18 protein-coding genes are annotated in these 22527 nt (G+C 62.0%); 9 read left to right on the top strand and 9 right to left on the bottom strand.

The features are described 5' to 3' along the window. Nucleotides 1–139: 139 nt before the first annotated feature. From V8P86_RS12235 to rad50, 7 genes are all read left to right on the top strand, one after another. Nucleotides 140–313: a hypothetical protein gene (locus V8P86_RS12235; RefSeq protein WP_336327553.1), complete on the top strand. Its 174-nt coding sequence runs from the start codon at nucleotides 140–142 to the stop codon at nucleotides 311–313. A gap of 17 nt (nucleotides 314–330) precedes the next feature. After that, a complete protein-coding gene (locus tag V8P86_RS12230; RefSeq protein ID WP_336327552.1) occupies nucleotides 331–2511 on the top strand; it encodes a hybrid sensor histidine kinase/response regulator in 2181 nt (726 codons plus the stop codon). 141 nt (nucleotides 2512–2652) lie between these two features. After that, entirely contained in the window at nucleotides 2653–4122 is a 1470-nt protein-coding gene (locus V8P86_RS12225; protein ID WP_336327551.1) for an ATPase domain-containing protein, read from the top strand. Between the two features lie 10 nt (nucleotides 4123–4132). Beyond that, on the top strand, nucleotides 4133–5140 hold the full coding sequence (locus tag V8P86_RS12220) for a sensor histidine kinase (protein WP_336327550.1): 1008 nt from the start codon (nucleotides 4133–4135) through the stop codon (nucleotides 5138–5140). Nucleotide 5141: 1 nt separating this feature from the next. Beyond that, nucleotides 5142–6914 (top strand): PAS domain S-box protein, encoded by a 1773-nt coding sequence (locus tag V8P86_RS12215; RefSeq protein WP_336327549.1) that lies wholly within the window; start codon nucleotides 5142–5144, stop codon nucleotides 6912–6914. A gap of 73 nt (nucleotides 6915–6987) precedes the next feature. Then, the gene (gene mre11 / locus V8P86_RS12210; RefSeq protein ID WP_336327548.1) at nucleotides 6988–8241 is read left to right on the top strand and encodes a DNA double-strand break repair protein Mre11; all 1254 of its coding nucleotides are present in this window, start codon (nucleotides 6988–6990) and stop codon (nucleotides 8239–8241) included. After that, complete coding sequence (rad50, locus tag V8P86_RS12205; protein ID WP_336327547.1) at nucleotides 8238–10919, top strand: DNA double-strand break repair ATPase Rad50; 2682 nt, start codon at nucleotides 8238–8240, stop codon at nucleotides 10917–10919. Before mre11 ends, rad50 begins: the two co-directional genes overlap by 4 nt. Before the next feature lies 1 nt (nucleotide 10920). On the opposite strand, the gene V8P86_RS12200 is transcribed toward rad50, so the two are convergent. From V8P86_RS12200 to V8P86_RS12180, 5 genes are all read right to left on the bottom strand, one after another. Beyond that, nucleotides 10921–11688 carry a DUF5781 family protein gene (locus V8P86_RS12200; RefSeq protein ID WP_336327546.1) on the bottom strand — a complete coding sequence of 256 codons (768 nt, stop codon included), beginning with the start codon at nucleotides 11686–11688 and terminating at the stop codon, nucleotides 10921–10923. A 67-nt stretch (nucleotides 11689–11755) separates the two neighbouring features. Continuing rightward, nucleotides 11756–12055, bottom strand: a complete 300-nt coding sequence (locus tag V8P86_RS12195) for a DUF8036 family membrane protein (protein WP_336327545.1) — start codon at nucleotides 12053–12055, stop codon at nucleotides 11756–11758. 2 nt (nucleotides 12056–12057) lie between these two features. Then, on the bottom strand, nucleotides 12058–12333 hold the full coding sequence (locus V8P86_RS12190; RefSeq protein ID WP_336327544.1) for an ArsR/SmtB family transcription factor: 276 nt from the start codon (nucleotides 12331–12333) through the stop codon (nucleotides 12058–12060). A 47-nt stretch (nucleotides 12334–12380) separates the two neighbouring features. Further along, a complete protein-coding gene (locus V8P86_RS12185) occupies nucleotides 12381–13856 on the bottom strand; it encodes a molybdopterin-dependent oxidoreductase (RefSeq protein ID WP_336327543.1) in 1476 nt (491 codons plus the stop codon). A gap of 13 nt (nucleotides 13857–13869) precedes the next feature. Beyond that, the gene (locus V8P86_RS12180) at nucleotides 13870–14913 is read right to left on the bottom strand and encodes a hypothetical protein (RefSeq protein ID WP_336327542.1); all 1044 of its coding nucleotides are present in this window, start codon (nucleotides 14911–14913) and stop codon (nucleotides 13870–13872) included. A gap of 461 nt (nucleotides 14914–15374) precedes the next feature. Here V8P86_RS12180 and V8P86_RS12175 point away from each other — a divergent pair, with 461 nt between their 5' ends. After that, nucleotides 15375–17564, top strand: coding sequence for an elongation factor EF-2 (locus tag V8P86_RS12175; protein ID WP_336327541.1), 2190 nt, complete (start codon nucleotides 15375–15377; stop codon nucleotides 17562–17564). A 197-nt stretch (nucleotides 17565–17761) separates the two neighbouring features. On the opposite strand, the gene V8P86_RS12170 is transcribed toward V8P86_RS12175, so the two are convergent. After that, nucleotides 17762–18652 (bottom strand): hypothetical protein, encoded by an 891-nt coding sequence (locus tag V8P86_RS12170; protein ID WP_336327540.1) that lies wholly within the window; start codon nucleotides 18650–18652, stop codon nucleotides 17762–17764. A 90-nt stretch (nucleotides 18653–18742) separates the two neighbouring features. Next, nucleotides 18743–19477: an NAD(P)/FAD-dependent oxidoreductase gene (locus V8P86_RS12165; protein WP_336327539.1), complete on the bottom strand. Its 735-nt coding sequence runs from the start codon at nucleotides 19475–19477 to the stop codon at nucleotides 18743–18745. Between the two features lie 68 nt (nucleotides 19478–19545). On the opposite strand from V8P86_RS12165, the gene V8P86_RS12160 reads away from it, so the two are divergent. Further along, nucleotides 19546–20076, top strand: a complete 531-nt coding sequence (locus tag V8P86_RS12160) for a type II toxin-antitoxin system RatA family toxin (RefSeq protein ID WP_336327538.1) — start codon at nucleotides 19546–19548, stop codon at nucleotides 20074–20076. Here the strand turns inward: V8P86_RS12160 and V8P86_RS12155 are convergent. Both V8P86_RS12155 and metG read right to left on the bottom strand, forming a co-directional pair. Then, nucleotides 20073–20324, bottom strand: coding sequence for a DUF7312 domain-containing protein (locus V8P86_RS12155; protein ID WP_336327537.1), 252 nt, complete (start codon nucleotides 20322–20324; stop codon nucleotides 20073–20075). The two genes, V8P86_RS12160 and V8P86_RS12155, sit on opposite strands and share 4 nt — an antisense overlap. A gap of 39 nt (nucleotides 20325–20363) precedes the next feature. Then, the gene (gene metG / locus V8P86_RS12150) at nucleotides 20364–22523 is read right to left on the bottom strand and encodes a methionine--tRNA ligase (RefSeq protein ID WP_336327536.1); all 2160 of its coding nucleotides are present in this window, start codon (nucleotides 22521–22523) and stop codon (nucleotides 20364–20366) included. Nucleotides 22524–22527 lie beyond the last annotated feature (4 nt).

Below are 22527 nucleotides of genomic sequence, written 5' to 3'. Positions count from 1 at the left end.
CAGCTATCCCGGCGACGGCCGAACCGGTCCCTGGCGAAGCTATTCTCGGAACTGATGGGATAGAAAAGACGCCCAGCGATTTTCATCACGCAGAGAGTCTGTCCGTCCATTTATAAGCAAGATTCCAGTAGGGGTGGATATGTCAGACCTAGTCGTTTCGGGGAACGAACTCGGAAGAGGGGGACGCGAGCCACAGCAGGAGACCAGCTATCCGGAGCGGACCGGTGGGTCCGGAGGTTCAGTTGCCGGCCACGACACGACGCCGTGGGGGACCTATCCACAGTGGAGAGACCACATTCGGGGTCCCCGTTAGACTGTTCACCGACACAGATGACAGCAAACACTAACCAGATCGATTGGACTGCACAGGATCTCCAGATCGGCACTGATTCCATCGTGACCACGGTGTTGTTCGTCGACGATGACGAAGACTTCGCGCCGCTGGTCGCTCGGTATCTCGAACGCGAACACGGCTTCGACGTCAAGACAGAGGCCAGTGCAGAGGCGGCCCTCGAACGGCTGGATGCCGACCCGGAGATCAGCTGTGTGGTCAGTGATTACGCCATGCCCGGCATGGACGGCCTCGAATTCCTCGATGTCGCCAAATCCCGCCATCCAGAACTGCCGTTCATTCTGTTCGCCGGACAGGGATCGGAGGAAGTCGCCAGCCAGGCGATCCGACTGGGTGCCGACGACTATCTCGAAAAGGACACCGGCGACACCCGGTACGAACTGCTGGCGACCCGCATCGACAACTGCGTGACAATCGCCCGTCAGCAACAGAAACTACAGGACATCTACGCAGCGATCGAAAACGCCGGCCACGCGATGGTCGTCACCGACGCCGACGGCACCATCACCTACGCCAACCCGACGATGGAGCAAATCTCCGGCTACGAGGTCTCCGAGTTGAAGGGGGCGACCCCTGCGCTGCTCAAATCGGGCGTCCACGGCGAGGAGTTCTACCAGCGGCTCTGGGAGACGATCACCGACGGCGAGGTCTGGGAAGGAGAGGTCGTCAACGAGCAGAAAGGCGGCGAGCGCTACGTTATCGACCAGACAATTTCGCCGATTACCGAAGATGGCGAGGTCACGGGCTACGTCGCGATCAACCGCGATATCACCGAGCGCAAGGAACGCGAGCGACAGCGGGCGTTTTTCGAGCAGGCCGTCGAACAGGTCGGGACCGGGATCGCTGCCTACGACAGCGACGGCACTATCACCTACGCGAATCCCACCTACGCCGGCATGCTCGGGGCGACTCCCGAACACCTCGAAGGAGAGCCAATCACGCACGTCAACCCCGAATTCGACGCGGACCGGTTCGACGACTACTGGGACTCCTTCGAGGAGGGGGAGATCCGTCGCCGAGAGACTGTCAACCGTCGTCTGGGGACGGACGATACCTTCCCCGTCGATACGGTCACGACACACGTGCGGATCGAAGGCGAGGAGTACCACGTCGGGACGATTCAGGATATCACCGACCGGAAGGAGCGTGAGCGTGATCTCCGGACGTTCCGCAAGGCTGTCGAACAGGCCGGCCACGGTGTGCTGGTGACCGACGTTGACGGCACAATCGAGTACGTCAACCCCGCCTTCGAGGAGATGACTGGGTTCGACCGTGAAGAGGCACTCGGCAACACGCCCGCGATGCTCAAATCCGGCGAGCACGACCAGGAGTTTTACCAGCGGCTCTGGCAGACGATTCTCGACGGCGAGGTCTGGACCGGTGAGATCATCAACGAACGCAAGGACAGCAGACAGTACGTCATCGACCAGACGATTGCCCCACTCACGGACGACGACGAAATCACGGGCTTCGTCGCGATCAACCGCGATATCACCGAACTCAAAGAACAGCGCCGAGAACTACAGCGGCAGAACGACCGTCTCGAAAACTTCGGGCGGACTGTGGCCCACGACCTTCGCAATCCGCTTAACGTCATGGATGCCAATCTCGATATCGCCCGGACCGCCGACGACCCCGAACAAGCCCACACACGAATGGCGGAGGCCATCGACCGCATGGAAACACTCATCGAGGAGTTACTCGCGCTGGCCAAACAGGGCAAAAGTGTCCTCGATCCGGCACCCGTCTCCCTCGAAACGGTCGCCCGGGCGGCGTGGGACAACGTCGACACACAGGTGATGACTCTGACTGTCGACGGCGATGCGACACTCGAGATGGACCAGTCTCGCGTTCAGGAACTGTTCGCGAATCTGTACCGAAACACCCGAGAGCACGCCGGTCCGGATGCAACCGTCCGCGTCGGGCCACTCGACGACGGATTTTACATCGAAGACGACGGCCCCGGCATCCCGACCGAAACTCGCGATGACGTTCTCAAATCTGGCTTTACCACCTCCGAGGAAGGAACCGGGTTCGGGCTGACAATCGTCAGACAGATCGCCGACGCCCACGACTGGGAGGTCGAGGTTACCGACGGCACCGACGGCGGCGCTCGCTTCGAACTCCGAACTGACGAGTCACGATCCGTGAACCAGTGAGTCCCGAGAAAACACATAACTATACTGGCCTTTCATGATGTGTGTTCACGTCTGTGAGCTTATGACGCCAGCTACGCCGCGCTCCCATCGACTTGAGAAACGACATAGAATAAATAGCTCCTGTCGTCCGAATCCAAGACAATGACACAGAAGCATCGACTGACGCAGCTATCGAGTGGGGTGTCGGGTCTCGACTCCCTGCTCAACGGCGGCTTTATCGACGGACGGCTGTATCTCGTTATCGGCCCACCCGGAACTGGGAAGACCACCCTCGGCATGGAGTTTCTGCGAACGGGCCTCGACGACGGGGAGTCGGTCCTGTTTATCCACGGTGAGGAGTCGGAGGCCGGTTTGCGTGCGAACGCCGCCGCGCTCGGAATCGATATCACGGACGCCTCGTTTCTCGATATCGGGCCGGAATCTGAATTTTTCAACGGCTCACAGTCGTACGATGTCGTCCGACCCCAGGACGTTGCCGACGAGAACCTCATCTCTGACGTGCGAACCGCCATCGAAGAGCGGGATCCGGACCGAGTCCTCATCGATCCGATCACACAGTTTCAGTATATCGAACCCAACGAGTACCAGTTCCGAAAGCGGATCATCTCCTTCGCGCGGTTTCTCAAAAACCGGGGGACGACTGTGCTCGCGACGAAGACGCCCAGCGGCCAGATGGACACGCAACTGCGCTCACTCAGCGACGGCGTGGTGAATCTCGCCTACGAGGAAGAAGAGGCGGGCCGCCGGATCAGCGTGCCGAAACACCGCGGTGTCGGCCAGCAGGATGGAACACACGGACTCGAAATCCGCGACGGTGGTGCTGAAGTCTATCCCGCACTTCTGCCGGATCAACACAGGCGAACCTTCGAGCCAACACCGCTGTCTTCCGGGCTCGACAATCTCGATACGCTGCTCGGCGGGGGACTCGAACGCGGAACGGTCACGATTGTCAGCGGACCATCGGGGGTCGGGAAGACGACGTTGGCCACGGAATTTCTTCACTCGGCAGCGACAAACGGCGACGCGGCACTGGGCTATCTGTTCGAGGAATCGCTCGAAACGTTCACCTATCGAGCAGAAACGTTCGGGCTCGACATCACAAGCCTTCGGGAAGCGGGAGCCCTGACCATCGAAGAGGTCACCCCGCTGTCGCTGTCTTCGGAGGAGTTCGCTCGGCAGGTCAAATCACAGGTCGAAGCCAACTCGCCCGAACTCGTCGTCATCGACGGGATCGCTGGCTACAAGACGGTAATCAAAGGCACCGGCGACACCGTCGATCTCCGGCGACGACTCCACGCCCTCACGCAGTATCTGACGAACATGAACACGTCGGTAATCCTGATCGACCAGCGAAGCGAGGTGATGGGGCTCCCGCAAGCGACCAGTACGAACGTCAGCTACGTTGCTGACAACATCATCTTCCAGAATTATCTCGAACTCGAAGGCGAACTCCAGCGCGTCGTCGGTGTGTTGAAAAAGCGCATCGGCGAATTCGAGACGGTGCCCCGTCGGTTCCGGATCACCGCCGACGGCCTAGATGTCGGGGAGCCGCTGACGGGGATCCACGGCGTTCTCGACGGTATCCCGGACCGAGCCGACAAATCGTGGTGAGAACCGAGCTATGGCCGAGCTCCAGTTACTTTTGCACGACGGAGGAAACCGCCACGCACTCGCCTCCGTGCTGGCGGACCACCACACGCTGGTGGTCGACGGGGACCTGCAGGACGCCGACCTCTTCATCGTCGACGAGCCCGCCCTACCCGCGTATCGAGCATCGCTGGAGCGATACCAGCACGAGCAACAGCCGGTGTTCTGTCCCGTTCTCTTGATCCGTCGTGAGCGGAGCCCGACCACGATCGATCTACCCGATCCGGCCGCCGAGACGGAGCCGTTTCTCGTCGACGAAGTCCTCACCGCTCCGGTCAACAAGCAGACGCTTCGGCGTGCTGTCGCGAATCTCCTCGCACGCCGCCGGCAGACTGAACAGCTCCAGGAGCGGACCGCACAACTCGAAGAACTCGCGAGCACGCTCCGACACGAACTCCGCAACCCGCTCAACATCCTCACGCTCTCGCTGGATACGGCACGGAACGCCAACCGCCCTGAGGCGCTCGACCGGTGTCAGCGCGCCGTCGACCGGATGGAACGGATGCTCGAGGAGACGCTGCTCATCGTCGAACAGGGGAACATCGACATCACGCTCGAACCGGTCGACATCGAAACGGTTGCGAGAGAGTGCTGGGATATCGTGTTCGATTCCGATGCCGAACTCTCCATCGAGACCGACCAGCAGATCCTCGCCGACGAGATGCGACTCCGGCAACTACTCGAAAACCTGTTCCGCAACGCTGTCGAGCACGGCGGGGCGGACGTGACCGTGACGGTCGGTCCTCTCGATGGCGGAATCGTTATCGAGGATGACGGCTCGGGGATCCCCGAAGCGGACTACGACCAAGTGTTCGAGGAGGGCTACACGACATCTAAAGCCGGCTCTGGACTCGGTCTCGCCGTCGTGAGAGCAGTCGCAGACGCACACGGCTGGGCGGTGCGGGTCACGACGGGAGGCAACGGCGGCGCTCGCTTCGAGATCACCGGAATCGAGACGAATCCAGTCGACGCCGAAACGTAATATGGCGACAGTTCAACTCCTCTTTGCCGACGAAGGCAATCGACGTGCAGTGGCATCGATCGTAGCGAAGCGACACACGCCACTCACCGACGACCAGCTTCAGGACGCGGATCTCTACATCGTCGACGAGGCGGTCTTCCCGGACTACCGGGCGGCGCTCGATGCACACAAACAGGAGACGGAGCCGGTCTTCTGTCCGGTCGTCCTCGTCCGTCGGGACCGGACGGCAGTCTCGGTCGAGATTCCGGATATTGCCGACCGAGAGCCGCCGCTGCTCATCGACGATGTCGTCCGGGCACCCGTCAGGCAACAGGCGCTGCTCCGGACGCTGAGCAACCTGCTCGCCCGGCGAGAACAGACGGAGGGGCTCACTGCAGATCTACGGGACCGGACGGCACAACTCGAAGAGGAACACGAAAAGTACCGGACGCTCGTCGAACAGAGCGAAAACGGGATCGCAGTCGTCCAGCGCGACGAGTTCGTCTTCGTCAACGACCGATTGACAGACATCCTCCACCGCGACGCGGCGACGCTTCTGGACTCGTCGCTGGAGACGGTCCTCTCCGGGGCCGATAGCGAACTCCTCGGGCGGTGTCGCGAGCAACAGTCCGCCCCGGCGGACGACCCAGCACAGTACGAACTCACGGTTCAGACGCCCGAGGGGATTGCAAAACACATCGACCTTCGGGCTTCTCGCATCGAGTACGAGGGAGCGCCTGCGTCGCTGCTGTTGTTCCAGGATGTCACCGACCGCAAACAGCGCGAGCGGGAACTGCGCCAGTTCAAAAACGCCGTCGAACAGGCCGGTCACGCGATCATCGTCACGGACGAGCGGGGAGTCATCGAGTACGTCAATCCCGCCTTCGAGGAGATCACCGGCTACGCTGCCGAGGAGGCCGTCGGATTGACGCCGCGCATTCTCAAATCCGGCGAACACGGCGAGGAACTCTACAGCCGTCTCTGGGAGACGATTCTCGACGGTGAGGTCTGGAACACCGAGATCGTAAACGAACGCAAATCTGGTGAGCGATTCGTTGCCCTGCAGACGATCGCCCCTATCAAAGACGCTGACGGCTCGATCGAGGGCTTCGTCGGCATTCAAGACGAGATCACGGATCGCCGGCTCCGCGAACAGCAACTCGAAGTCTTCCATCGTGTCCTGCGACACAACCTCCGTAACAAGGGGACCGTCATCCAGGGCCATGCCAACACGCTGTCGAGAGAGCTGACTGACGAGACGGAACTGGACCGAATCGAGACGATCCAGGAAAACGTCCAGTCGCTGATCGATGTTAGCGAGAAGGCCAACCACGTCCGTGAGGTCATCGCCGAGACATCCGATACGCAGACCCAACGTGACCTCGTCTCGTTTCTCGAACGAACCGCCACCCAGTTCAGCGACTCCTACCCCGATCGCACACTCGATCTCGATCTCGGTGCCACGACTGGGACCACGGTCGACGCGAGAGTGGCCCCCGCGCTCCAGGAACTGATCGAGAACGCGCTGAAACACTCTGACGGGCCACAGCCACACGTGACAGTCTCGCTCACCACCGACCAGCGAAAGGCGACTGTCACCATCTGCGACAACGGCCCCGGCATCCCAAACCAGGAACGACGCGCACTCGAAGAAGGGGCCGAACGGCCGCTTCAACACGGGTCCGGACTCGGTCTGTGGCTGGCGTACTGGCTCGTCCATTACGTCGGCGGCGAGATCGAAATCGATGTCGACGATCAGGGGACGACCGTCTCCGTCGAACTCCCCATGCAGTGACGGCGATCCGAACGGTTTCACTTTCAGTGTGCTCTGACAATGCCTTTACCGGATGCCGACGTAGGGCTCGGGTATGACGCGGATCTTGCATACGGGCGATACTCATCTCGGCTATCAGCAGTACCACCTGCCCGACCGCCGCGAGGACTTCCGGCGAGCGTTCGAGCGGGTGGCCGAGGACGCCATCGCCGAGGATGTCGACGCCGTCGTTCACGCTGGCGACCTCTTTCACGACCGCACGCCCCGACTCAGCGATATCATGGGCGCACTCTCCGTCTTGCGTGATCTCGACGACGCTGGCATTCCCTTTCTCGCAATCGTCGGCAACCACGAAGGGAAACGCTCCCAGCAGTGGCTCGATCTCTTCGAGTCGATGGACCTGGCCACACGACTGGGCAGCGAGCCAGTCCAACTCGGCAACGTCGCTTTCTACGGGCTGGATTTCGTCCCGCGGTCGAAACGCGACGACCTCGACTACGAATACGAACCCCACGACGCCGAGTACGCCGCCCTGGTTTCGCACGGCCTCTTCGAACCCTTCGAGCACGGCGACTGGGACGCCCGCGAGATCAGCCGGGAAGCGACCGTCGACTTCGACGCGATGCTGGTCGGCGACGACCACGAGGCCAAGACCAAGCAACTCGACGACGGAACGTGGCTCACCTACTGTGGCTCGACCGAGCGCGCGAGCGCATCCGAACGCGAGGATCGGGGGTACAACCTCGTCACCTTCGAGGAGACCGTCGATATCCGCCGCCGTGGACTCGACACCCGCGAATTCGAGTTTCTCGACATCGAACTGCGGCCCGGGGAGGGCAGCGAGCGAATCCGCGAGCGTATCGACCAGCACGACGTGAGCGATTCCGTCGTGATCGTCCGGATCACCGGCGAGGGCGAACAGGTCATGCCCGCTGGTATCGAGGAGTACGCCGATGATCAGGGGGCGCTCGCGACGCGGGTCAACGACCAGCGCGAAATCGAGGACGAGACTGACGTGGAAGTCTCCTTTGCCGATCCCGACGAGGCCGTCGAACAGCGGATCTCGGAACTCGGGCTCAGCCCCGCCGCCCGGGATCTCGACGAGACGATCCGGGCGAGCAAGGTCGCCGACTCCAATGTCGCAGACAGCGTCGAACGCCGCGTCGAGGAGTTCGTCGACGAGGCCGATTCCGGCGCGTTTGCCGCTGCGGACACCGAACAGGACGAAGCCACCTCGCCAGCAGATGCCGACGACCAGCAGGCCGACCACCCAGCAGCGGACGGGGGCGACGACGCAGCACAGACTGATGAACCAGACAGTCAGGTTACGATGGAGGATTACCTGTGAGATTCGACCGGATCCGACTACAGAACTTCAAGTGTTACGAACAGACCGACGTGCGTCTCGATCCCGGCGTGACGGTAATCCACGGGCTGAACGGCAGCGGCAAATCCTCGCTGCTCGAAGCCTGCTTTTTCGCGCTGTACGGCGCGAAGGCACTGGACAAGACCTTGGACGAAATCGTCACCATCGGGGCCGAGGAGACCATCGTCGAACTCGAATTCACCCACGACGGCGGGAGCTACCAGATCCGTCGGCGGATCAGGGTCAGCAGCGGCGACGCCAGAACGGCCGAGTGTGTGATGGAAGGGCCTGGCGGAACGACCGAAGGCGCGACCGACGTTCGCCAGCGAGTCGCCGACCTGCTGCGGATGGACACGGACGCGTTCGTCAACTGCGCGTACGTCCGGCAGGGCGAGGTCAACAAACTGATCAACGCCTCGCCGTCGACGCGGCAGGACATGATCGACGACCTCCTCCAGTTGGGCAAACTGGAGGAGTATCGTGAACGGGCCAGCGACGCCCGCGTCGGCGTCGGCCGCGTCAGAGACGATAAACAGGGGGCGCTCTCCGAGGTCGACGAACAGATCGCAGCCAAGGAGTCCAAGAATCTCCACGAGCGACGCAACGAACTGCAGACCGAACTCTCGGAGCTACGGGAGAAAATCGACAATTACGAGGCCAACAAGCAGAAAGCCGAGCAGACCCGCGACCAGGCCGACTCGATCATCGAGGAGTACGAACAGAAACGCGAGGAACTCGACGACCTCGACGAGGATATCGAATCGCTGCGCGAGGAGATCCAGTCGACTGAGCAGACCCGAGCGGAACTGGCCGACCAGATCGACGAGAAACGGAGTGCTCGCGAGGAGGCCGAACAGACACGCGACGATCTCGTCGCCGCAATCGACGGCCTCGACATCGATCCCGAGATCCTCGACAGCGAGCGCGTCGCCGAGGAACGCTCGGCCGTCGCCGAGGAGATCGACGAACTGACCGAGCAGATTCGCGAGACGAGCGTCGAGAAACAGGAGGCCGACGGCGAGGCCGAGAATCTCCGCGAGCAGGCTGAGCAACTCGAAACGGACGCCCGGGAGGCCCGCGAGGAGGCCGACGAACTCGAAGCGAACCTCGCCGACACCGAGGAACTCATCGACTCCAAACGCGAGGATCTCTCGGAGATGGCAGACGAAATCGAGGAACTGCGCAACTCCTTCGAGGATGAACCGATCGAGTTCGGCGAGGCCGAGGAGCATCTGGAGTCGATCAGCAACGAACTCTCGGAGTGTCGCGAAACGCGGGCCGAACGCGAGGCGACGCTCGAAAACGAACGGGAGCGACTCGAAGAGGCCGAGGAACTGCTCGACGCGGGCAAGTGCCCCGAGTGCGGCCAGCCAGTCGAGGACTCACCACACGTCGAGACCATCGACGAGTACCGCGAACGAGTCGACGAACTGGAGACCGAACTGGAGACCCTCGACGAGCGTATCGACGATCTCGAATCCGATCTCGAAGACGCCGAGGAACTGGCGGATCGGGAACAGCGAGTCGCCGAACTCGAATCGAACCGGGACAACCTCGAACAACTGGTCGAGCAGCGCGAATCGAACGTCTCCGAAAAGCGCGACCGAATCGAAACGCTCCGCGAGCAGGCTGAACAGGCCGACACGGAGGCCGAACAGAAGCGCGAGGAAGCGAGCGAGGCCGACGAACGCGCCGCCGACTGTCAGGAGCAAATTGCCAGCTACAACCAGCAGAAAGCGACGCTCACCCAGCGGCGGGACCGACTCGAAGAACTCTCGGATGCCCTCGACCAAATCGATAGACTCACCGAGACCATCGATCGCCTGCGGGAGGACCGCGACCAGAAGGAGTCGCTGAACGACGAGCGCCGCGAACGGCTGGCCGAGAAACGCGAGCGGCGGGACGCCCTCCGCGAGGAGTTCGACGACGACCGCATCGAGCAGGCACGGAGCGAGAAAGCAGAGGCCGTCGAGTACATCGAGAACGTCACCGAAGCGCTCGACGAACTCGAAGCGCAGCAATCGAGTTTGCAGGAGCGAATCGGCGCGATTACGAACGAACTCGACCAACTGGCGGACCTCCGGGAGCGCCGCGAGGAACTCGCCGAGACGGTCGACCGACTGGAGTCGCTGCACGACGAGACTGCTGAGTTGGAGGAGATGTACGGCCACCTCCGCGCGCAACTGCGTCGCCAGAACGTCGACAACCTCGAACGGATGCTCAACGAGACGTTCGATCTGGTCTACGAGAACGACACCTACTCGCGGATCGAACTCGACGGCGAGTACCGCTTGACGGTCTACCAGAAAGACGGCGAAGAACTCGACCCCGACCAGCTATCCGGCGGCGAGCGGGCACTCTTCAACCTCAGCCTGCGCTGTGCGATCTATCGCCTGCTCGCGGAGGGGATCGAAGGCGCTGCTCCGATGCCACCGCTGATTCTCGACGAGCCGACAGTCTTCCTCGATTCCGGCCACGTCACCCAACTCGTCGAGTTGATCGAGTCGATGCGCGACCGCGGCGTCGAACAGATCTTGGTCGTCAGCCACGACGACGAACTGGTCGATGCGGCCGACGACCTGATCACGGTCACGAAAGATTCGACGACCAACCGCTCGACGGTCGAGCGCGGCCGCGGGGAACTCGTTCCAGAATTATAGCTCAGTCCGCTGCCGGGCCGCTCCCGCCGGCGTACTCCCGCGTCGCGTCGACGAGGATCTTCCGGTACTCGCTCTCGTCGGGATCGGCCGACAGCGAGCGGAACCAGCCTTTGAACCGCTCGAAGTCGATTTCCGGCGCGTCGGCCGCGGCGGCGTGAGCCAGATCGTACAGCCGGTGGTCCGGTTCGACGAGGCTGTGGCGTTCGACCAGTCCGAGCGCGAAGGCGGCGTTGACGGCCGTGATCTCGGGATCGCTGGCTGCACTCGTTCGGGCGGCGTCGGTTCCGAACCGATCCCACGCGGGCGCTGCTGGCTGATCGGCCAGCGCCGCGGCGACGCTCGATTCGAGGAAATCGACGAGTTTGCCCGCTGGCGCGACCGCCAGCCAGAGGTCGTCCGCGTAGATATCCTTCATGTGGTTGGCGATCTGCCGGCAATGCGTGAGTTTGCGCCGCTCGACGGTCCGTCCGGCCAGTGCGAGGAAGATCACTTCCTCCATCGACTGGGTGTGTGAGGGGTGGCCGCGCTCGTGGTGGTGCATGTGCGCGAACTCGTGTAAGGCGAGTTCGCGGGCCATCGCGCTCGTCGCGGCCTGCTGTGAGATCGTCAGTTCGTGTCCCTCAGCACCGTGCTGTACGCGCGTCCGCTCGTCGGGATCCTCGACGATCCGAACGGTCACCGGCTCCGCAAGCGTCGCCTCCCGCTCGAAGAGATCCCGCGCAGCGAAAAACGGCTCGACCGGGCCTGAGCCCTCGACCTGTACGTCCATAGACGCCCCTATTTAGGGTGTGCGGCCGTATTACTGTTGCGGGGATGTGAGCGAATCACATGGGCGTTCATTTCAGCGTCACGTACGCTAGAAATCCAACGGCGATCAGTTCGAGAATACGCATCCCGAGCACGACCTGGCCGACCAGCGGGTCCGTCGAGTACAGCATCGCCATGCTGCTGAAAAAGAAGGCGATAGCGACGAGATTCTCGATCAGCCAGACGACGCTGAAGGCGAGCAAGCCGAGCACCATCGTCGAGCGGAACTGCTGGTAGTTCCGGAACCAGACGACCGCCAGCGCGGCGAGCAGGACGCTGTTGACCGCTGTGATGGCGATTCCCGCAATCGTCGGTGGGCCCATCGCCATGGTCAGTTCACCTCCTCGGCGATATCCTCAAAGGTCTCCGTGTGTCGCTCGAACTGCTCGGTCAAGAAGTACAGCTTGCCGTAGTCGTGGTCGCTTGGTTCGACGACATCGTGTTCTTCTAGCATGTCCAAATGGTGTGTGATGGTGTTGTAATCGACATCCAGTTCGCCGGCGAGTTCGTTCGCGTTCCGCGGACGCTCACGGAGGTTCCGGACGATCCTGACCCTGTTGACTCCACCGCGGCTTCCGGCAAAGAGATACCACAGGGCCTTCTCCATGTGCTGTCTACTTGTGTAAATGGGGCAATCATAGACGTTTCGACATGCTACTCGGTAACCGTTCGTTCGACCCAGCCGGCCGCACCGTCCGGCGAGGAGCCAGTCTCTGCTTCGGTCTGGAGGTTCCCTTCTCCGTCGGTGGCGCGGACGACCACGTCGTGTGTTCCGTCGGGCTCGAAGGTGTATCGCCACTGCCGCCAGACATCTTCGTCCGGCAGTGGTTCGGAGAGGTCGGCATCGACCCACGAGTCGCCGCCGTCGGTCGAGACTTCGACGCGGCTGATCCCGCGCGTGCCGGCGTAGGCGTGGCCCGCGAGTTCGATTCGGCCGTCGTCCAGCTCGGTGATGCCTTCGTCCCAGAGTTTGGCGACGGTCTTGACCTCGCCGGTGCCCTCCCAGCCGCGTTCCTCCCAGTAACCGTCTTCTTCGGTGTTCAACAGTTCGATCTCGGTGAGCCACTTGACGTTGGTCTCGCCCCAGTGGCCGGGGATCAACACCCGGACAGGGTGGCCGTGGCTGGTGGGGAGTTCCTTGCCGTTCATCCCCCACGCGAGAAAGCCCTCCGCGAGCACGTCCGTTGGGAATTGGACGTAGTAGCCATCTTCGCCGCGCAACATTGCGCAGTCACAGTCGCTCTGTGGGTCAACCGAGTCGAGCAGCGGTCGGAGGGGGGTGCCGGTCCAGGCCGCGTTATCGAGTTTCTGTTCGTTGAGGTCCTCGCCGACACAGCGCAGGGTGACGAAGCGGTTTTCGACCTCGCGGTCGATCAGATCGTCGAACTCGATAGTCCGTTCCTGCTCGACATCGCCGGTGAACGTCAGCGACCATTCTTCGCTGGTAACTTCAGGGTCGAACTCCGCGATATCGACGTTGTAGAAGCCGTCGATGGGGCTCACGAGTCCGAGCAGATCCGCGCTGGCGGTGTCGAGTTCGCTCGCCTCGGCCTCGGCGAGACGTTTGTCGGCCCCTTCGGAGTTCGGGGCGTCCCCGAGGGGTTCGCTGCCGTGCAGGAGCCGACCGGTGATCGCCGCGACGCCAGCGAATCCGACCGCTCCGGCGACAGTGCCGAGCGTTCGGCGTCGCCGCAGGTTGATAGCTCCTGTTTCCGTCTGGAACCCACCGACGAGAGTGAAGACGGCCATCGGGCCTGCGGCCGCGAGCGCCAACAGTGGCTCGCGGGTCAGCGCCACGGTGAGCAACCAGCCGACGGAGCCGGCGACCAGGCCGCCGACCAGTGGCTGTCCGATTCGGTCACCGGCGCGCAGCCCAGCAAACGAGACCAGCCCAAAGAGTCCGAGGACGGCTGCAACCGCCATCGCGATGTGGAGGAGATGGCCCGCATCGCCGACGTTCTCGATCATGAAGGTGGTGATCGCACCGGGGGTCGTGTTAACTATCCACTGGTCGACGGGTGCAACGACGAACGTCGGCGACCATCCCACCGCGACGTAGGAGCCGGCAACTGCGGTGAGGCCGGCGAGGCTGGCCGTGAGCATCTCGCGTCTGCTGGGGCGTTCAGTCATGGTCTTGTCTGTACTAGGCCTGCTCGACTGTAACGATTGGGCAGTTCACTGTCGCGGCGCCTTCCGCGAGGACGTTCGCATCGGTGGCCGAATCGAGATCCGATACGCTCTCGAAGTCAGCGTTGTCGTACGGATTGACCATCCACAGCGGCGAATAGCTGGTGTCGCCCGGCAGCGTCGCGACGACGTTGTGCGTCTGATCGCTGCCGTCTTCGGTCATGAATCCCGAGGGCGGGCCGCCGCCCTCCTGACCGGGGTTGACGTTGAAGCTGACGTAGATCGGCGAGAGCGGCATCTCGCCGTCTGATACCTCGAAACTGTCCTCTTCGAACAGGAAGTAATCGACGACCTGGCCGTCGTACCAGCCCTGCACGACTGGCGCTTCGTCGTGGTCGTCGCCGTAGTGCTTCGAGGCTGTCGAGCCCTCGGGGACGATGGGGCAGTTTTTGATAATATCCGTCTGCTGGATGTCGTAGCCTGCCTCGGTGATTCCGCTGACGCTCGTGACCGTATTCGCCTCGTACTCGTCGGGAACGGTCACCATGTTGACTCGCCAGAAATCGTTGTAGCCGGCGTCGCCGGGGATTACGTCGACGATATTCAGCTGATCCGCCACCGGGTCGCCGTTCTCGTAGAAGAAGGCGTAGATCGGTGCCGGCGCAGTGGGCTGTACGTCGAAGTTGTAGTACTCGACCGTCTCCCCGTCGGGACCGAGTCCCTGTGTGATGAACGGCCCCTGGTCGAAGTCGACCGGTTCGTCGGGGCCGGGAAGGCCGTTTTCATCGGTTCGGACGAACAGCGTTCCGGCGTCCTCGCTGAACCGATCGATCGACGCCCGCGACGCCTCCGCGGGATCAGTCGGTTCCATTCCGTCGTCTTCCATCGTGTTCTCCTCGTTTTCCATCGTCTCGCCATCCTCGCCGTCTTCCATATCTCCCTCGTCGTCCATCTCGTCGTCTGAACTGCCGTCATCGTTGCTCGTACAACCGGCGAGTGCGACCGCCGCGATACTTCCGGTCCCCAGCAGGAACCGTCGTCGCGTTTTGTGATCTGACATGCACTCGAACCGACGAGAACGATACTAAAAGCAATTTTTCAAAAACGGGACAAACTTGGTTCAGAATCCGTCGAAACTCCGTGCAAACTTTGTTCAAAATCTCGCTTTCGTCCTGCGATTACTCGAAATAGGTTGTCGGCTATCGCTCTATGTCTGGTATCTTATACTACCGCGTAGATCCCGGATTCTTCTCGGTTCGTGGTATGGCAAGCTTTAGATGTGATCATAGACGCCCGACCACGAAACACCGTTACTTCGCGTTGCTCGTGACGTGCTTCGGACTCGCAAACAGCACGAGTCCGAAACACCGACACTTCACTTCGTTCGTGTCGAGCCCCGCAGTCGCGTGGCGACTGCGAAACACTGCCACTCCCTCCGGTCGTGGCAAGCTTCGAGTTCGCTCGAATCGCGAACTCGAAACACTATCCTTTTGACTCTCCTACCGGTATGCCTCTGTAATAATGGGCCGACGAAAGAAAATTGTAGAGGAATGCGAGTCGCTGATGAATACACCGGAGAACATCCGGAACATTGCCATTGCAGCACACGTCGACCACGGGAAAACGACGCTGACGGACAACCTGCTCGCGGGGGCGGGGATGATTTCCGACGACACCGCAGGCGAACAGCTCGCGATGGACACTGAAGAGGACGAGCAGGAACGTGGGATCACCATCGACGCAGCAAACGTTTCGATGACCCACGAGTACGAGGAGACGAACCACCTGATCAACCTCATCGACACACCGGGCCACGTGGACTTCGGCGGTGACGTGACACGCGCGATGCGCGCAGTCGACGGTGCACTCGTGGTTGTCGACGCTGTCGAGGGCGCAATGCCACAGACCGAGACAGTGCTCCGACAGGCACTCCGCGAGGGTGTCAAACCGACGCTGTTCATCAACAAGGTCGACCGCCTCATTTCGGAACTGCAGGAAGGCCCCGAGGAGATGCAGGAACGGATGACCGAAGTCATCCGCGACGTGAACGACCTCATTCGCGGGATGACCGAAGAGATGGACGATATCAACGACGACTGGACCGTCTCCGTCGAGGACGGTACCGTCGGCTTCGGATCCGCGCTGTACAAGTGGGGGGTCTCCCTGCCGTCGATGCAGCGAACCGGCATGGACTTCGGTGAGATCATCGACCTCGAACAGGCCGACAAACGACAGGAACTCCACGAGCGAACGCCGCTTTCGGATGTCGTGCTCGACATGGTCTGTGAGCACTTCCCGAACCCCGTCGACGCACAGCCCCGTCGTATCCCGCGGGTCTGGCGTGGCGACGCCGACTCCGACCTCGCAGAAGGCATGCGACTCGTCGACGAGGACGGCGAAGTTGTCTTCATGGTCACCGATATCTCGATGGACCCCCACGCTGGCGAGATTGCCACGGGTCGTGTCTTCTCCGGAACGCTCGAGAAGGGCCAGGAACTCTACGTCTCCGGAACTGTCGGCAAGAACCGACTCCAGAGCGTCGGGATCTTCATGGGCGGCGAGCGTGAGGAAGTCGACGAGGTTCCTGCCGGGAACGTCGCCGCCGTGACTGGACTGGCCGATGCAATCGCTGGCTCGACAGTTTCCAGCGTCGAGATGACGCCGTTCGAGTCCATCGAACACATCTCGGAGCCTGTCATCACGAAATCCGTCGAGGCGAAGAACATGGACGACCTGCCGAAACTCATCGAGACGCTCCAGCAGGTCGCAAAGGAGGACCCGACAATCGACATCGAGATCAACGAAGACACCGGCGAGCACCTGATCTCCGGGCAGGGCGAACTTCACCTCGAAGTCGTCACCCAGCGTATCGAGCGCAACCAGGGCATCCCGGTCACGACCGGTGAACCGATCGTCGTCTTCCGCGAAGCGCCGCAGGAATCCAGCCGCGAGGTCGAGGGAATCTCCCCGAACCGTCACAACCGCTTCTACATCACGGTGACGCCGCTTGACGGCGACGTGGTCGAAGCGATCAAGCAGGGCAAAGCGTCGATGGACATGCCCGAACTCGAACGCCGTGAGGCACTGCAGGACGCTGGCCTCGACAAAGACACCTCCCAGGATGTCGAGCACATCCACGGCACGAACATCATCATCGACGACACGAAAGGTATCCAGCACCTCAACGAGACGATGGAGCTGGTCATCGAAGGATTCGAGGAGGCACTCAACGACGGGCCGCTGGCCGCCGAACCGGTCCAGGGCTCGCTGATCCGTCTCCACGACGCCCGACTCCACGAGGACGCTATCCACCGCGGTCCGGCACAGGTCATCCCCGCAGTTCGCGAATCGCTGCACAACGCCCTGATCGACGCGAAGATCAAACTCCTCGAACCGATTCAGGAGGTCCGCATCGATGTGCCAAACGACCACATGGGCGCGGCAAGCGGCGAGATTCAGGGCCGACGTGGCCGCGTCGACGACATGTACCAGGAAGGCGATCTGATGGTCGTCGAAGGCGTCGCGCCGGTCGAAGAGATGATTGGTTTCTCCTCGGACATTCGCTCCGCGACCGAGGGTCGAGCGAGCTGGAATACCGAAAACGCCGGCTTCCAGGTCATGGCCGACAACCTCCAGCCAGAGACGATCACGATGATCCGAGAGCGCAAGGGAATGAAGACCGAACTGCCCGAAGCGATCGACTACTTCTAAGGAGCCACTTTTTCCCGTTCGGGTCGCCTTCGGCGACCGCGTGACGGTACAACCGTCACGCTATGAGGTTGCGGGCCAGCGGCCCGCAACCCACTCACGGCAAAAACTTGGGGAAAAAGAGCTGAACGCTCACTTCGTTCGCGTTCAGAAGATTGTGCTTGTCCGCGAACACAGCGGACTCCTTCCATAGACACCGATTATTCGTCGGACTGCTTCTCATTGCCGCGCATCTCGTAAATCTCTTCGGCCATCTCGATCAGTTTCTCTTCGGCCTCCTCCGGACTCATCTCGTCGGGAAGTGACCGCGCGTTACGTTCGCGGCGCTCGTGTTGGTCCGGCGTCTCTGACCGGCGGCGAGTTCGCTTCTCGGTGAAGTTCTCGTCGTCGACAGAGTGCGCTTCGTCGGTAAACATCTTGACGCCTTTCGCGGCGGCCTCTTCGCGTTCTTCGTCAGGGACGGTTTCGACGCTTGCGCTGGCCGCGATCATCTCGGCGTCGGGGCCGAGCAGTTCGTCGAGTTCGCGCCAACTGAGCCGGAGCAGTTCGCCTCGATCCACCAGCCGCGGCAAGGAGGGCAGCCGATGGAGCGAACAGCAGACATCCGAGCGCTCCTCCGGCGCGACTGCCTTCTCCACGGCCAGACTCTCCGCGAGAATCAGCGCCGCCTGTGCCTCGCGGCCGCCGTAGACGGGCATCTCTTCCAGTCCAGCGAGGCTGACAATCGTCTCGTCGCGCTTGCGTGACCCGCGATCGAAAATCTGCGTCTGGACGTGATAGCTGAACGGCGGTAGCTCCGTCCCGTCGACGGTATGTGTGCGTCGAATCCGGTTCCAGCAACCCCACGCGGTTTCTCCCTCCAACTTCAGCTCTGATTTTTCGAGCACGGCGAGTTGGCCATCCTCCCCGACGTAGGACTTGATCGTACAGGTCCCGCCTGCCGGCTTTCCGGGGTTGTTCTCGCGGTCGACGATGGTCGTCCCACTGAACGTGAAATCATTGTCCGGCAGGACGCGATCCGGGAGCAGCGACTCGATATGTCTCGTCACCCGACGATTGTACAGACGGCCTGGGTTCGAGCGACTACTCATTGCTCCCCTGTTCGTCTCTCCGTCACACGCCGGTGTATGCTAATCTTCCCCTCTAAGTATCAGTGGTGATAATAGAGGGTGGATCTTCCCTCAGTCTTCGCGGACGCTGGGGTGTTGAGTCGGCTCCTCGGGGTAGCGCTCTGTGAAGGCTTCTTGCATCCGGTCGAGCGTCTCCGCCTCGCGGCGAGCGCGTTCCTCGTCGTCGATTTCCTCACAGCCCGGCGGCACCTCCCGGCCGCGGTCGGTGAAGTAGCCTTCGGGGGCGACCCAGTCGTGATAAAATGGGATTTCGGAGTCGTGGATCACCGAGAGGGCGACTTTCGCGCCGTGGCCCGCGGCGACGACCGTCTGGTGGGGTTGGCCGGCAACCCGGCCGGCGGCGTAGAGTCCGTCGACACCGGTCGAGCCGTCCTCCTCGATATCGATGTACTCCTTCGAGCCGCGACTCGTGATTCCGATGCCGTCGATGCCATCGAGATACTCCGTGTCTGCCCAGGAGGCACAGATGACGTACTCGCTTCGGCGCTGGTCATCCGCCGTCTCGATGACGAATCCTTCGTCGGTGGATCGGATCGCGGTCACGACTCCGTCGCGAATTCGACAGTCGTTTCGTTCAGCCTGTTCGCGGGTCAGTTCCAGAAACCGTCGTGCGCTCACGCCGGCCGGAAAGCCGGGGACATTCTCCAGGTGGGCGTTGCGGTTCAGGATCGATTCGCCGTCGTGTACCACCTCGGTGTCGAGTCCGGCGCGGGCGGCGTAGATACCCGCAGTCAATCCCGCCGGGCCGGCACCGATGATCGTCACAGCAGGCGTATCCTTGCTCATACCCGCCGTAGGAAGCCGGTCTATATGTGCCCTGCCACTTTAGTTGCCCCACGCCCTCACTGTAGGGTGTGGATCGTCTCGAAGTCAGTACGCTCGTGTATCTGCCGCCGGAGGAGATCTACGACTTTCTGGTCGATTTCCCTCGGTACGCAAAGTACTCGGAGTATCTCGACGACATCCGCCGGTACGGCGACGGCACGCCCGAGACGGAGTACGATCTCACCTTCGCGTGGTGGAAACTCAGCTACACCGCCCGGTCGAGAGTCACCGGAGTCGAGCCGCCAGCGCGCATCGACTGGGAACTAATTAAGGATCTCGACGCCAGCGGTTACTGGGGCATCGAACCCGAACCGGACGCCGCCCCAGAAGACGAGCCGACAGCTTCACGCGTCCGGTTTTACGTCGAGTTCGATCCGGCATCGGCCAGTGCTGGTGCGATCGACCTGCCCGCGCTCACCTCGTTCGACTGGGTCGTCGATAAGGTGACACCAAAAATCCGCGCCGAGGCCGAACAGATCGTCCGCCGGATCGTCCGTGATCTCGAAGGCCGACGGCGAGAGGTCCCCCTCGAGATCCACGAGACGCCCCAGTCGGTCTAGATCCCGAGGATCGCACCGGTAATCAGGATCACGACAATCAGCACGCCAAGCACGACGAAGACAGCGTTTTCGAGGTCGATATCTCCGGGCTCCAGTGGCTGGTTCCGTTCGAGCGTTCCGGCGATGTTGCCGTCGCTCTCTGTGTTCTGTTCTTCCTGTGGATCCGGCTTCTCTTCCGGACTCACGTCTTCGACGGAGAATTTCCAGTCGTCGGCGTCCTCCTCGTCTCCGGTCGGCGGTGCTGCCATACTCTATTTACTTGATCGAGAAAGAAAAGTCTGCTTCGACTACCGGACCCGCGTGCCCAGCGGCGCGTCCTCGTGGGTCGTGAGCAGATCGGCCTCCTCGCCCGCTGCGAGGACCATCCCGTTGGACTCGTAGCCGAACAACTCGGCTTTCTCCATATTCGCCAGCAGGATGACTCGCGTTCCGGGCAATTCGTCGGTATCGTGGAGCTGTTTGAGTCCGGCGACGACCTGGCGCTGGTCGATACCGATGTCGACCTCAAGCCGGACGAGTTCGTCGGCGTCTTCGATCGGTTCCGCGGCCGTGATCTCACCGACGCGCATGTCGACTCCCTGGAAATCCTCGAAGCCGATACGGTCGTCTTCGAGCGCGGGCAGGTCGACCTCCCCGTCTTCGGCGTCGTCGTCAGCGTCTTCGCCGTCGTCACCCGACTCGGAAACTCGCTCTCGGAGTTTCTCGTTGAGTCGTTCGATGGTCTCGTCTTCGACCTGCGTGAACAGCTCCTCGGGTTCGTCGAAGTTCTCCGGCGGCTCTTCGAGGGCAGCCGAGAGTTCGGGGTCGTGGACGGAGCCGTCCTCGCCGAGTTGGGCCCAGAGATTCTCGGCCTTCTCGGGCATGACCGGCTGCATCAACAGCGCACAGGCTTTCGCGAGCTGGACGCAGTCGCGGATGACCTGGGCGGCCTCCTCTGGGGAGTCGTCGACGAGATTCCACGGCTCGTTCTGCTGGATGTACTCGTTGCCGAAGTCGGCGAGGTCGACGGCGACCTGCCCCAGCGTCCGCACGTCGTACTCGGCGACAGCAGTCTCGAAGGTCTCGACTGCCTCCTCGATTCGCTCGACGACTTCCTCGCTCGGGTCGGCCTCGGGCGTGCCGTCGTAGTTGCGGTGTGCGAACAGGAGTCCGCGGTAACAGAAGTTACCGAGGTTGCCGACGAGTTCACCGTTGACTCGCTGGGCGAACCGATCCCACGAGAAGTCCACGTCGTTTTCCAGCCCGCTCCCGGTCGCGGTGTAGTACCGGAACAGATCCGGGTGGAAGCCTTCGTCGAGATACTCGGTGGCCCAGACTGCACGACCCCGGGAGGTCGACAGCGACTTGCCGTCGATGCCGACGAACCCGGTCGCGAGCACTGCCCGCGGTTCGTTGTAGCCCGCGCCGCGCAACATTGCGGGCCAGAAGACGCAGTGGTGCTGGATGATGTCCGGGCCGATCAGGTGGATAATCTCACCGGAGGTGTCGGACCACTCCGCTTCCCACTCCGTTCCGTGGGCTTCCTCGCCGTCGATCTTCCAGGCCTGCTCCCAGTCGAAGGCCTCGGCACCGACGCTGTCGGTGTACTGTTTCGTCGAGGAGACGTACTCGATGGGCGCGTCGACCCAGACGTAGAGAACGAGGTCATCCTCCGCTCCGGCGGCGGTGCCGCCTTCGCCTCGTTGCTCCTCCGGAGCAACGCCACCCGGATAGTCGATGCCCCAGTCCATATCGCGGGTGATACAGAGGTCTTCGAGTTCGCCCTCGATCCACTCACGCGGCTGGCTCTGGGCGCGCTCGGTTCCTTCGAGGCGGTCGAGAAAGCCCTGGAGATACTCCTGGAAGTCCGACAACCGGAGGAACTTGTGCTCGCGGGTGCGGTACTCGGCGGGGTTGCCGGTGAGCGTGCTCGTCGGATTCTCGACCTCGCCGGGTTCGAGGTGGCGCTGACAGCCCTCGTCACACTCGTCACCACGGGCCTTCTCCCCACAGTACGGGCAGGTTCCCTCGACGTACCGATCCGGCAGCCACTGGTCGGCATCCGGATCGTAGGCGACCTGAATCTCCTTTTCGTGGATGTGGTCGTTTTCGATCCAGGATTCGACGAATTCCCGAGTGACCTCGGTGTTGGTCTCGTCGTCGGTGTGTCCGTAGTTGTCGAACTCGACGTTGAACTGCGGAAACCGCTCTTTGTACTGTTCGTGATACTCCAGGGCGAACTCTCGCGGTTCGACGCCTTCCTCGGCGGCGTTGACCGCGACGGGCGTCCCGTGCATGTCTGACCCACAGACGAATGCTGTCTGCTGGCCGACACGCCGGAGCGCCCGACTGAACAGATCACCAGCGACGTAGCTCCGCAGGTGGCCCACGTGGAGATTTCCGTTGGCGTAGGGCAGCCCGCAGGTGACCACCGCTGGCTGGTCTGTTGGCAGTTTGTCGTGGCTCATGGTC

Origin of the sequence: Halovenus anhuiensis, from assembly GCF_037080055.1 — an archaeon.
Classification (GTDB): domain Archaea; phylum Halobacteriota; class Halobacteria; order Halobacteriales; family Haloarculaceae; genus Halovenus.
Note: the sequence above shows the minus strand (reverse complement) of the source record. Positions and strands in the feature narration are given on the sequence as shown.

Bases quoted from the DNA above. Each gene is read 5' to 3' on its own strand.
- V8P86_RS12195 (WP_336327545.1), bottom strand. From the start codon at position 12,055: ATGGCGATGGGCCCACCGACGATTGCGGGAATCGCCATCACAGCGGTC.
- V8P86_RS12155 (WP_336327537.1), bottom strand. From the start codon at position 20,324: ATGGCAGCACCGCCGACCGGAGACGAGGAGGACGCCGACGACTGGAAA.
- V8P86_RS12220 (WP_336327550.1), top strand. From the start codon at position 4,133: ATGGCCGAGCTCCAGTTACTTTTGCACGACGGAGGAAACCGCCACGCA.
- V8P86_RS12190 (WP_336327544.1), bottom strand. From the start codon at position 12,333: ATGGAGAAGGCCCTGTGGTATCTCTTTGCCGGAAGCCGCGGTGGAGTC.
- V8P86_RS12230 (WP_336327552.1), top strand. From the start codon at position 331: ATGACAGCAAACACTAACCAGATCGATTGGACTGCACAGGATCTCCAG.
- V8P86_RS12175 (WP_336327541.1), top strand. From the start codon at position 15,375: ATGGGCCGACGAAAGAAAATTGTAGAGGAATGCGAGTCGCTGATGAAT.
- V8P86_RS12215 (WP_336327549.1), top strand. From the start codon at position 5,142: ATGGCGACAGTTCAACTCCTCTTTGCCGACGAAGGCAATCGACGTGCA.
- mre11 (WP_336327548.1), top strand. From the start codon at position 6,988: ATGACGCGGATCTTGCATACGGGCGATACTCATCTCGGCTATCAGCAG.
- V8P86_RS12200 (WP_336327546.1), bottom strand. From the start codon at position 11,688: ATGGACGTACAGGTCGAGGGCTCAGGCCCGGTCGAGCCGTTTTTCGCT.
- V8P86_RS12180 (WP_336327542.1), bottom strand. From the start codon at position 14,913: ATGTCAGATCACAAAACGCGACGACGGTTCCTGCTGGGGACCGGAAGT.
- V8P86_RS12165 (WP_336327539.1), bottom strand. From the start codon at position 19,477: ATGAGCAAGGATACGCCTGCTGTGACGATCATCGGTGCCGGCCCGGCG.
- V8P86_RS12185 (WP_336327543.1), bottom strand. From the start codon at position 13,856: ATGACTGAACGCCCCAGCAGACGCGAGATGCTCACGGCCAGCCTCGCC.
- metG (WP_336327536.1), bottom strand. From the start codon at position 22,523: ATGAGCCACGACAAACTGCCAACAGACCAGCCAGCGGTGGTCACCTGC.
- V8P86_RS12225 (WP_336327551.1), top strand. From the start codon at position 2,653: ATGACACAGAAGCATCGACTGACGCAGCTATCGAGTGGGGTGTCGGGT.
- V8P86_RS12235 (WP_336327553.1), top strand. From the start codon at position 140: ATGTCAGACCTAGTCGTTTCGGGGAACGAACTCGGAAGAGGGGGACGC.
- V8P86_RS12170 (WP_336327540.1), bottom strand. From the start codon at position 18,652: ATGAGTAGTCGCTCGAACCCAGGCCGTCTGTACAATCGTCGGGTGACG.